Here is an 11,801-nt window from a genome sequence, read left to right on the forward strand (position 1 = left end):
GCGAAGAAGCGGTTGAAGAAGAAGCGGATGAGGCGATCGTTTCCGTTTTTGGCGGCTTGTGTGCCGAGGCGATCGCGGAACTGCTGAACTTGTACGTCGGCAGCGACTGAATGAGTACAGCCGACAGAAGCAGCGAGAACAGAGCGCCGGTCAGTCCGGTCACAAGCATGCTCAGTTCCATTCTTTTCGAATGAATCATTTCCTGCCAGTTTCTTTTGCCGCCTCTGGACATTACCCCATAGCCCAGAAACAGAAAACTGGCGATCCCGCAAAAGACAATCCAGACAATCAGGCCGATGCTGACTCTGGACTGTGTGCCGCCGGTGGCGCTGAGCAGTGCGTTCTGCGCTTCGCTGGCCTGAAGAATGCCGACGAACATGAAGTACGCAAACAGAATCGTTCCGGCGATACAAATGTAGCGAATGGCTCTCTTTTTCATGAAAGTCCCCCTGAATCTGATTTCCAGAACCGGCCGGTTTCCGGAAATCCCCTTGTAATGCTGCCCGTTTCTTTTTCTCTGCGTCTTTTCGAACGGACCCAGTTTCCTGTTCGCATATAGAAATCGGACCAGACAGTCAGAGAAAAAAGCAGGGCAGAAATCTGTTTTTCATTATACGACACAAAAAGGCGGCACCCATCCGGATACTGGACAGATGCCGCCAAACGTTTCGGTAATTTTTTCAATCCGCTCTCTTTTCTCTCAAAAGAAGAGAAGAGAAAACGATCGATTTATTCCGGCTGCCCTATTTGTGGTAGGAGCGGCCTTTTTCAATCATGAACGAGCGATAAATCTGCTCTAGCGTCAGCACCCGGCACATCAGATGCGTAAACGTCAGATCGGAAAGCTTCCATCGCACATTCGCCCGTTTCATTAGCTCTTCGCTGGGACCAAGCGATCCGGCAATGACAAAGACAAGCGGCTTGCCGGCATTCGTCCAGGATGCCCGCTCTTTCGCGAATTCTTCGGAGGACCAGCTTTTTCCGTGCAGGTCGAGAAGAATCACAAAATCATCGGGGCGGATCTTTTCAAGGACCCGGTCGCCTTCCGCTTTCTTAATGCGGACAGCTTCCTTTTCAAACTGCGATTTCGTATCGGGTTCGTCCTTGAATTCCAGCACTTCCATGCGATCAAACGCGCCCATGCGCTTGACGTATTCCGCTTCTAAAGCACGAAGCGCCTTGTCCTTGTTTTTGCCTATACAGAACAGCTTAATCAAGAACGGCCTCAGCCGGGTATTTCGCGGTCAGCTTACGTACTTCTTCGCGAACGGCTTCTGCGGTCGCATCGTCGCCGGCTTTGAGAACCTGAACGATCCAGCGGGCAATCTGTTCGAATTCCTTTTCGCCCAGACCGCGGCTGGTCATGGCTGCGGAGCCAAGACGGATACCGGATGTGATGAACGGTTTCTGAGTATCGAACGGAATGGTGTTCTTGTTGACGGTAATGCCAGCTGCGTCGAGCAGACGTTCGGCTTCCTTGCCGGTCATGTTCAGCGAAGACAGGGTGTCGAGCAAAAGCAGGTGGTTGTCGCTTCCGCCGGAAACCATGCGGATGCCTTCTTCGTCAAAGACGCGGGCCATCGCCTGCACGTTGTCGAGAATGCGCTGCGCATAGGCTTTGAATTCGGGCTGGCTGGCTTCGTAAAGGGCAATTCCCTTTGCGGCGATGACATGTTCGAGCGGTCCGCCCTGCATGCCAGGGAACGTGCGGGAATCGAGTTTCTTCGCGTATTCTTCCTTGCAGAGAACCATGCCGCCGCGCGGGCCGCGCAGTGTTTTATGCGTGGTTGTCGTTACAAAATCGGCATAGGGAACCGGCGATGGATGCAGACCGGCTGCAACCAGACCGGCGATGTGCGCCATGTCGACCATGAGCAGAGCCCCGGATTTTTTCGCGATTTCGCCAAGACGTTCGAAATCGATGATGCGCGGGTAAGCGGAAGCGCCGGCAACGATCAGTTTCGGATGGTGTTCCATAGCGAGTTCTTCGAGTTTATCGTAATCAATGCGTTCCGTTTCGGGATCCACATTGTAAGGGATGAAGTTATACGTACGACCGGAGAAGTTCAGAGGGTGACCGTGTGTGAGATGGCCGCCGCTGGTCAGGTCCATACCGAGTACGGTATCGCCGGGTTCAAGGACGGTGTTGTAAACGGACATGTTGGCCTGGCTTCCTGAATGCGCCTGTACGTTAGCGTGTTCGGCACCAAACAGTTCCTTCGCGCGCTGACGGGTCAGTTCTTCGGCCTGGTCAACGTAGACACAGCCGCCGTAGTAGCGTTTGCCAGGATAGCCTTCTGCGTATTTATTTGTGAGGACAGAGCCCTGAGCTTCACGGACTTCGCTCGACACATAGTTCTCCGAAGCGATCAGTTCAACGTTCTGTTTCTGACGTTTTTCTTCGCGGGAGATAATTTCAAACATTTCAAGATCTCTCATATATGTCTCCTTTTGTGTCATGACGCCTGCGCGTCATGTCTCATAGGATAACAGAAACCAAAAGGCGTGCTCATTCTTTCTCGGATCCCTTTGCGCTTTGCCCGAAAAATTCACAGTTTCGATCAAAATCTCTGAAATTCGTTCCGGCTTTACAAATGTAGCACCACACAAAGACAGTGCCTGTCCAGCACAGTCACTTTTGCAGAACTTGCGCGATTTCAGAGCGTTCAGTCTTCCCCAACCCGGCAGAAAGGCGCATCGGAAAAAGAGAATGTCAAAATCCGGTTTGCGCAATGCATACCGCCGATCCGGGCACAGAAAAAGCCGCGGCTTTTTGGAGAAAAAAGGGCGGCTTTCGTTTCGATTTCAAGTAGAGGGCGTTTGGAGCACGCCCAGCTCGCGTCGATTCAAAGACGCACAGACCGATCGTCTAGCGGCGACGGATGGCGCGAATCAGACGCACGATGAGAGCCACGCTGGCGGCAGCCGCTGCGCAGATGGCGCTCCACTTTACGATGACACGGATCGTTTCTTTCGTTTCAGATACAGGAAGATCCTTTTCGGTGACTTCAAACGGAATTTCCTGTTCGTTGACCATTTTTCTTGCGAACAGCTGGAATGCATCGTCGATATCCATGCCCAGTTCTTCGCACAGCTCAGCCATTTCGTCTCTGAGCTTTTCGTTCATTTCAAAGCTTACATTCGTTGTTGCCATTCTCGATACCTCGCTTTTCCCCGATTATACCATGGGCCCCGCTCCCCTCGAGACGGACATGCCGGACCATCTGTGCAAACGCAAGGCAATGTCTCATAACGTTCTAAAGAAAAAGACGGCCCGAAAGCCGTCTTTTCAACTGCGTCTGAAACACGCTCTGTCAAAATTCTGAAAATGGAAAACGAGGCTGAGCAGGCATTTTTCAGAAGGATCCAGAGTGCCCTTGAAAGCCGGATAAAACCGGATTTAGAACAGCGTCAGCTGATCCTGTTCGGCGAGTCCTTCGAGGGCGCCGAGGTAATCGAGGCGTTCAATCAGCGTTTTGGAAAGGCCTGTACGGCGGAGCAGATCTTCCTTGGAAATAAACGGACGTTCTTCTCTTGCCTGTACGATCGAGCGGGCTACGTTTTCACCCAGCGAGTCGACGGCCGAGAACGGCGGAATGATTGCGTGATCGTCATCGGGATCGAAGATGTATTCGGTTGCGTGCGAACGGGTAATGGACAGCGGCGAAATGCGGTAGCCGCGCATGTACATTTCATACGCCAGCTCGAGCGTGTCATACAGATCTTCTTCCTTCTTTTCCAGTTTGCGGGTTTTCTGCTGGCGAATGCTTTCGATTTCAAACATCTTTTTTTCCACGGCGGTCAGACCGCTGGTCATGACCGCCAGATCGGTGGCATCGGCACGGATGGAGAAAAACTGGCAGTAGTACGCCCGCGGGATGTGAACTTTAAACCAGGCGATGCGCACCGCCATCATAACGTAGGCAACGGCATGCGCCTTCGGGAACATGTACTTAATCTTATGGCACGAATCGAGATACCAGTCCGGAACGTTGTGCTCGTGCATGAGCTCTTCCCATTCCGGCTTGAGGCCTTTTCCCTTTCGCACGCTTTCCATGATTTTGAAGCTGTCGGCGGAAGGCAGACCGTAGCGGATGAGATCAACCATGATGTCGTCCCGGCATCCAATAACCTGACGCAGGGTACATGTACCGTTGTCGATCAGATCCTTGGCGTTGTTCAGCCAGACGTTCGTACCGTGAGACAGACCCGAAATGGAAACCAGCTCGGCGAAAGTCGTCGGCCGGGTCAGTTCGAGAATGCCGCGAACAAACGGCGTACCAAATTCCGGCAGACCGGCCGCGCCGGTCGTTTCCTTGTAGCGGGTAGTATCGAGGCCGAGCGCGTCGCAGCAGGAGAACACCGACATCGTCGCCGGGTCGTTCATCGGAATCGTGCGGACATCGACCCCGGTCAGCCGTTCCATCATTTTCATGGCGGTCGGGTCAACGTGGCCGAGAATATCGAACTTCAGAATGTTGTCGTGAATCTGGTGGAAGTCGAAATGCGTTGTTTTCCACTCCGCATACGGATTGTTGGCCGGATACTGCACTGGCGTGAAGTCGTGCACGTCCATATCGAGCGGTACGACGACGATGCCCCCTGGATGCTGGCCGGTCGTCCGCTTGACGCCGGCGCATTCCTGGGCAAGGTCCGTCCGCTTGTATTCCGAAAACGGGTGGTCTTCCATGTGCATTTCTTCTTCGTACCCTTTGACGTAGCCGTAGGCGGTTTTTTCCTGCACGGTACCTACGGTTCCGGCACGGAAGACGTGGTCTTCTCCGAAAATGGTTTTGGTAAAGGCGTGGGCGTTTGGCTGATATTCGCCGGAGAAGTTCAGGTCAATATCCGGAACCTTGTCGCCGTGGAAGCCCAGGAACGTTTCAAACGGAATGTCCTGGCCGTCGCCTTTCATCGGGGTGCCGCATTCCGGACAGTTCTTGTCCGGCAAGTCGAATCCAGAATGGATATTCGGATCTTCGATCCATTCGAGATGCTTGCACTTTGGACACAGGTAGTGCGGCTTGAGCGGGTTTACCTCGGTAATGCCGGACATCGTCGCGACGAAGGACGAACCGACCGATCCTCGCGAACCGACCAGATAGCCGTCTTCGTTGCTCTTTTTCACGAGCAGATGCGAGATGTAGTAAACCACGTAGTAGCCGGCACCGATGATCGCGTCGAGCTCGCGGGTCAGCCGGGCTTCGACCGGTTCGGGCAGCGGCGTGCCGTACCATTCGGCCGCGGTCTGCATGCAGATATCGCGAAGCTTCTGATCCGAACCTTCCATGGCAGGCGGATAAAGGCGGTCCTTGATCGGGAACAGCTCTTCGCACTGCGCCGCCAGTTTTTTCGGATTGTCGAGAACAATTTCCTGGCGCAGCCTGTCGTCCACCCAGTCAAAGGCGTCGAGCATCTGGCGCGTATTAAGAAACGCCTGATCCGGCGCCGAAGTGCGCAGACGCAGCGATTCATCGCGGATGTAGAGCGGATGACGGGTAGCGCCGGCCAGTTTCGAGTTGATGAAAATATCGCGGACGCGCTTGAGTCTAGGCGACACGTAATGGCAGTCGCCGGACGCAATGACCGGAACGCCGCATTTCTGACCGCCATCGAGAATGAACGTCAGAATCTGCTTCAGTTCGTCCACACCGTGAATGGTCTGGCTGTCGAGCAGGTTTTTATACACGGGAAGCGGCTGCACTTCGAGATAGTCGTAAAAACCGATCGCGTCGCAAAGTTCCTTTTCGCTGCGCGTATGGGCCAGATCGAAAATTTCGCCGTTCTGGCAGCTCGATCCAAAGAGCAGGTTTCGCTTGCCGTGGTATTCCTGCAGGATGCGTCTTGGGATGCGCGGCTCGCCGGTAACGTTGGTGGAGTTCGGATTGTATTTGAGATATTTCGTATGCGAGAGCGTAATCAGTTCAAACAGTTCCTTCAGGCCCTGCTTGTTTTTCGCATAGACGGTGACGTGATAGGCAAAGTTTTTGCGCAGAGCGCTTGTCGGATCGGGATGGGCGATCGATTCGAGCGTGGCGTCCATGCCCCAGTCGCGAAGCAGGTACAGGAAAACCAGGCTCAGAACTTCGGCATCGTAGTCGGCACGGTGCGCGCCTTCGCCGTCATAGCTGACGTCGTAATGGCGGCAGAGCGCGCCCAGACGGTAGCTGCGCAGTTCGAACATGGCGCGCGCTGCCGGCAGGGTATCGATGACCGGGTTGTCGAATTCCGGCTTGCCGAGTTCTCTGGCGGCCGCGTTCAGCATGCCGTAGTCAAACTTCGCGTTATGGGCAACCAGAATCGCGTCGCCGATGAAGGCGCGGATGTCATCAAAAACCTCTTCCATCGGTTTCGCGTCATCGACATCCGACTGACGAATGCGGGTCAGTTCGGTAATGGATGCCGGGATCTGGCGCTTCGGGTTAATGAACATCTGGCGGCGGTCAATGATTTCGCCGTTTTTCATTTTGACGGCACCAAATTCAATGATCTTGTCGAGGCGGCTGGAGAGACCCGTCGTCTCCAGGTCGAATACAACGTATTCCGCTTCATCGAGACGCTGATCACGCAGGTTCCAGGCGACGGTGTATTCGTCGTCGACCATCGTCATCTCGCATCCGTACAGCATTTTGAATTCGCGCTCCGGCGCTTTTTTCTTCAGGGCTTCGATTTTGTGCTGGGCCATCGGGAACGCCTGCACGACGTTATGGTCGCAGAGGCCGATCGCTTCCATGCCCCAGTCCCAGGCCTGCTGAATGTACGATTCGATCGGGCTGACGCCGTCCATTTCCGAGAACGTGGAATGAACGTGCCATTCGATGCGCTTTTCCGGTTCCTGGTCGAGAATGCGCGGGGCGCTGATTTCTTCGATCGTGCGGATCCGGAACGCCATGCCGTGCTTGTAGTTGTCGTAAGCGAGCGAGCCGACGATGCGCAGATACTGGCCGACGTGATACGACTCCATCATCTCGAGCGTCATCGAGCGGCTTTCAAACGTCTTGCAGAACATGGCGTCGTCATCGTCGGACAAATACAGCTCGAGCAGTTTGGAGCCGCCTTTGAGTTCACGCACTTCGACGGCGAACACGCGGCCTTCGATCGCCACGTTGTCCATGCCTTCTTCGAGTTCACGGATCGCGACTTTTTCCGCCTGGGAGGCCGGGCGGCGGCGCCAGGATGACTTGCCGCCGTTCTGGGGAGTTTCCGGACGGGGCTGCGGTTTATGCGCGGGCATGTGGACCGCTACGCTGGGGACGGCTTCTTCTTCGTACGTCCGCTCGCGCAAAACCCCTTCAACGGCGCACGAAAAGCCGATCTTTTTGAGTTCGTCTTCGAGCGTCGCCTTACTGGCTTCGATGGCGTCCTGCGCATCCGGCGTGTAGACGGTATAGGAAAGCGTGCCGTCTTCTTTCATGGACGGCGTATGGTCGCCGAAAACTTTCAGATCGCGGTTTCTGGAAACGAGATCGCGCAGATACGGTTCCATCAGCACGAGATTGACTTCGCTCGATTCGGGTTCAAAGCCAAGGAAAATATCGGTATGCAAAGCGAGCTTCAGATCGTGGACGACAGCGCTGTAAAGACGGAAAGGCGGAATTCGATCCACCTTCCAGTACATTTCCAGTTTTTTTGTCTTCGAATGGAAGCAGGGCGTCTTGCAGAGCGACGCCTGTTCCAGAAACGATCCAAGTTCTTCTTCGAACGCGACATCCCCCAGCAGTTCAAGGACGCGCACTCCCATCAGCAGGCCAGCTTTCCAAGCGCTTCTTTGGCCGCTTTCTGTTCTGCGCGCTTTTTCGAACTGCTTTCGCCTTCGCCCATGCAGATGTCATCCAGGAACACGCCCATGCGGAATTTCGGGGCGTTGGACGGTCCGCTTTCTTCGAGCAGACGATACTGAATCGTCTGGCGGTTATTATCGGTCTGCACATATTCCTGCAGCTGTGTCTTGAAGTCGGTGACATCATCCGGCTTCTTCGCCGTAATGAGCGGCTTCATGTATTCATCGAGAATATCCTTGGCCGCATCGTAGCCAAGATCGAGGTAAATGGCGCCCATGCAGGCTTCAAACTGGTCCGCGAGAATGGACGGTTTATGGCGGCCACCGTTTTTCTCTTCGCCATGACCGAGGCGAAGAAATTCGTACCAGCCCAGCTGCTTGTTCAGACGGGCGAGCGCGCTTTCGCAGACGGTCTGCGCGCGGATCATCGACATTTTTCCTTCGTTGAGCGGCGGAACCATGTTGAACAGCGTATCGGAGCTCCAGATCTGCAGCACCGCATCGCCCATGAATTCCAGACGTTCGTTGCATTCGACATCGGTGTCGTTTTCGTTGATATACGAGGAATGCGTACACGCCTCATAGTAGAGTTTCAGATTGTGCGGTTCATAGCCGCGTTCTCGAACCCAGTCGGTCAGTGTTCTCATTCGGGATGCTCCTTTCAGTCAAGCCGCATATTTGTGCGGCATATTTTATTTTGGGATTTTGTAAAATGCACAAAGTTTCTTCTTTATACAATAGGTGCTTTCGAAAAATCTGCCGGCTGCATGCACGGCCGACAGGAAGAAACAGCGATCATGGACCGCTGTGAAGATTCATTTCAATTTTAATGGAAAAAACAGAAAGAACAGAAGGCACTGAACTGAGTGTAGCGAGTTTTGAGGCGCATCGCAAAGTGCGAAAGCCTGCAGCTTGCACGCCCATTTTGTCGGAGGACAAATGGACCTCGTTTTTGTACCCCGATTTGTCCGGCGGTTTCTATCCGATCTGGAGGTCCGAATTGGCCGATTGCGAATGCGCCAGTTCGGGCTGAAGTGCTTCGAATACGCAGCGCGGAACCATCGATTCAATGCTCTGATGGTATTTCAGAAACTCGCGCACCGTCGTCGAGGAAATCATCGAATACGCCGGATCGCCAAGCAGAAAGACGGTGTCCATTCCTGAATCCAGTTTTGTGTTGGCCCAGGCGTTGGCCGCTTCCCCTTCGTAATCGGAAGGATTGCGCATCGAGCGGATCAGCACATTGGCCCCCGCTGCTTTGGCGCTCTCCACCGTCAGTCCGGGGCAGAGCTCAACACGGACATTTTTCAGATCCGCGCAAATGGCTTTGAGCAGTTCCACGCGCCGTTCGGGTTCGAGCAGATTGTGCTTGAGGGAGTTGGAAGCGACCAGAACGATCACTTCTTCAAAAACCGCCGCGGCGCGGCGAATCGTATCTTCATGCCCTACGGTAGGCGGATCAAACGATCCGGCAAAGGCTCCGATCATACGCGTATCCTTTCCGGGGTCTGGAATGATTTTCCCAGACCGCCTTCTTATCGATTCGAGTTGCTTATCTTCTATTCGATTTTCGTATCTATTAATTTTTGTCTAAATGGCGCTGCGGCTGCGCCGCTCACCGTCTCGTGCCGAGCACAGATTGCGCCCTGCCTAGCGCGTTCTCTTTTTCCGGCTGCGTGTTCCCGCGTTTCTTCCTCTTGAAGTTCCGGTTTTCGCCGCAGGCGAATCGTGCGTGACACTCCGTCGTACCGAACGCGCGTGAAGAACGCCGCTCGTGCGTTCCGGCTCAGTGTACGCAAATTCCTGTCCAGCTGTCTCGCCCATACCTATCATCGCCTGCAGCTGCAGATCGTCTTCGAGCGCGCGGGCTGCAAGCGCGGCCTGTTCGGCTTCTTTTTGCGCTTCGATTTCCTGTTCGATCTGAATCTGACTGATCGCGTAAAAATCGAGACCGAGTACAATACCGACCGCAAGCAGAGCGGAACCGCCGGCCGAAATAAAGAGCAGCGGCACGCCGGTCATTGGAATCAGCGTGCTGACGCCGCCGATGTTGATGAAGAAGTGGAGCAGGAAATACGCTGCCGAGCACAGCAGCATGACTTTAAACTGCGGCTTTGCGGTCGCCAGAGCCCAGTGGAGCAGACGCCACAGAAGAATGCAGTAGCAGACCGTAATCAGAAGCAGACCGAAAAAGCCGAACTCTTCAATGACAATCGCGAGGATGTAGTCGGATTCCGCCTGCGTCAGAAAGCCGTATTTACGAACCGAACCGCCAAAGCCGCGGCCGAAAAATCCGGCATCGCCCAGAGAATACAGCGCGTTGGCCGGCTGATACCCTTCAGAATGAATATTGATATAAGGATTTTTCATATTCTCGATTCGAACGGCGATGTGGCGAAGCAGCGGGACGTTTCGAAACAGCGTCACAAACCAGTCCGAAAAGTAAATGCCGACGAGCAGCAGAAGAAGCACCACAAACAGAAAGATCACGATATAGCGCTGTACTTTCGTCAGATCCGCATCCGCTGTCGCCAGCAGGCCGACCAGACCGATGCCCAGCGTGATGATCAGCGAACCAAAGTCTTTCTGCGCGCCCCCGATAAAGAACACACTGATCAGAAGCAGAAAAAGCGGCAGAAAGAATCGCTGTCCAAACGGAATGGGTTCCGAATGTTTTTTCCCGGCGTTTCGTGCAGAAGACGCCAGAAGCAAAATGAGCAGCGGCTTGCCAAATTCCGATGGCTGTATCGTGAGAGGCCCAAGACGAAGCCACGCCTTCGAACCGTTCACGTCAATACCGACAAGCTGAACCGCAAACAGCAGGAGGATATAGAACAGACACAGAAATATTTGCGTTTTGGCATTGAAGAGCTTCATCCAGTCAAACTTGCGGGAGATGAAGACCATAGCTCCCCAGGATACGACCACAAATCCAATCTGTTTGAGGATTTCCTGAACGTAGGAACGCGTCATGCCCACGGTCGTTCCCTGTTTGGAACTGAGGACCATCATGGATCCAAAAATCATCAGAACAATGACGGCTCCCATCAGCCAGCGATCGCTGCCGCCGGCGGGTACGAGCCAGTCTTTTATATCAAACTTCCCCTTTTTTCTGCCTTTGGCAGAAGATGGGGAAACCGTTGTTGAATTCATTGGAGTTACTCCCCCTTAAATGGACTTTCATTTTATCATACCGTCAGGACACCGGCTCTTGCGCATTTGAAAGGGCCATAGAAAACCATTAGAATACCGTTTAGGAAACGGAGGGCATAAATATGGTACTTTCCAATGATTCCATTATTCACGATGATCAGCCCGAAATCCGCTCGCTGTCGGCGGATGTCGAGCTTCCGCTCAGCGAGGAAGACCGCGAACTGTTATTTGCGATGCATCGCTACGTAAAAGACAGTCAGGATGAAGAACTGTGCGAGAAAAACAATCTCTCGCCCGCTGTCGGCATTGCGGCCATTCAGGTCGGCGTTCCCAAGAAAATGATCGCCGTTGTCGTCGACGCGGATGACGGCACGACCCTCGAATGGGCGCTCGCCAATCCAAAAATCATTTCCCGCTCCAAGACGATGACGTGTCTGCCGGACGGCGAAGGATGCCTGTCCGTGCCGGAAGCCCATCCAGGAAAAATCTTCCGCTACGACCGGGTCAAAGTGCGCGGCTACGATCTGCTCACCGACCGCAACGTGGTCATTCAGGCAACCGGTTATGCGGCGATCGTGCTCCAGCACGAAATCGATCATCTGTCGGGCATTCTCTACTACGATCATTTAAACGATCCCGCACCGGCAGCCTATACCGTTGTGGAATAAGTTAAACAGAAACGATGAAGCCTGCGCGCCGATGCAGAGCCCGTCAAATTTCGAAAACCGTCTTTTCCAGGAGTATTCTGTCGATCAGAGTACTCTTTTTTCATTGCCGCCGTCCTCCTTACTTTCTCCTTCCTCTCCCCTTACGGGCACTGTGCTCGACTGCAAATTCCCTCTTTCTGGCTTTTTCTGGACCGACGGGG

Annotated in this window: 9 protein-coding genes; 1 reads left to right on the forward strand and 8 read right to left on the reverse strand. The window is 54.0% G+C overall.

Translation table 11 applies throughout. The features are described 5' to 3' along the window. The 8 genes from ACLUYS_RS02245 to ACLUYS_RS02280 form a co-directional block, all read right to left on the reverse strand. Nucleotides 1–439: hypothetical protein (locus tag ACLUYS_RS02245; protein ID WP_412658886.1), on the reverse strand; the 439-nt coding region annotated here is incomplete at its 3' end. 304 nt (nt 440–743) lie between these two features. Continuing rightward, complete coding sequence (locus ACLUYS_RS02250; RefSeq protein WP_412658888.1) at nt 744–1,217, reverse strand: 23S rRNA (pseudouridine(1915)-N(3))-methyltransferase RlmH; 474 nt, start codon at nt 1,215–1,217, stop codon at nt 744–746. Then, entirely contained in the window at nt 1,210–2,439 is a 1,230-nt protein-coding gene (gene glyA / locus ACLUYS_RS02255) for a serine hydroxymethyltransferase (protein ID WP_288876217.1), read from the reverse strand. The genes ACLUYS_RS02250 and glyA overlap by 8 nt, the downstream gene beginning before the upstream one ends. 430 nt (nt 2,440–2,869) lie before the next feature. Further along, nucleotides 2,870–3,154, reverse strand: coding sequence for a type II toxin-antitoxin system RelB/DinJ family antitoxin (locus ACLUYS_RS02260; protein ID WP_230267534.1), 285 nt, complete (start codon nt 3,152–3,154; stop codon nt 2,870–2,872). Nucleotides 3,155–3,400: 246 nt separating this feature from the next. Then, the gene (locus ACLUYS_RS02265) at nt 3,401–7,741 is read right to left on the reverse strand and encodes a PolC-type DNA polymerase III (RefSeq protein ID WP_412658891.1); all 4,341 of its coding nucleotides are present in this window, start codon (nt 7,739–7,741) and stop codon (nt 3,401–3,403) included. Then, nucleotides 7,741–8,427, reverse strand: coding sequence for a ribonuclease III (gene rnc / locus ACLUYS_RS02270; RefSeq protein WP_230267532.1), 687 nt, complete (start codon nt 8,425–8,427; stop codon nt 7,741–7,743). The genes ACLUYS_RS02265 and rnc overlap by 1 nt, the downstream gene beginning before the upstream one ends. Before the next feature lie 331 nt (nt 8,428–8,758). Then, nucleotides 8,759–9,268, reverse strand: a complete 510-nt coding sequence (gene coaD, locus ACLUYS_RS02275; protein WP_230267531.1) for a pantetheine-phosphate adenylyltransferase — start codon at nt 9,266–9,268, stop codon at nt 8,759–8,761. Nucleotides 9,269–9,430: 162 nt separating this feature from the next. Further along, nucleotides 9,431–10,933, reverse strand: a complete 1,503-nt coding sequence (locus ACLUYS_RS02280) for an FtsW/RodA/SpoVE family cell cycle protein (protein WP_288339528.1) — start codon at nt 10,931–10,933, stop codon at nt 9,431–9,433. A 122-nt stretch (nt 10,934–11,055) separates the two neighbouring features. Between ACLUYS_RS02280 and def the strand changes: the two genes are divergently transcribed. Next, nucleotides 11,056–11,601, forward strand: a complete 546-nt coding sequence (gene def / locus ACLUYS_RS02285) for a peptide deformylase (RefSeq protein WP_412658893.1) — start codon at nt 11,056–11,058, stop codon at nt 11,599–11,601. The last annotated feature ends 200 nt before the right edge of the window (nt 11,602–11,801 follow it).

Source organism: Allobaculum sp. (genome assembly GCF_047010065.1).
Lineage (GTDB): Bacteria > Bacillota_I > Bacilli_A > Erysipelotrichales > Erysipelotrichaceae > Allobaculum > Allobaculum fili.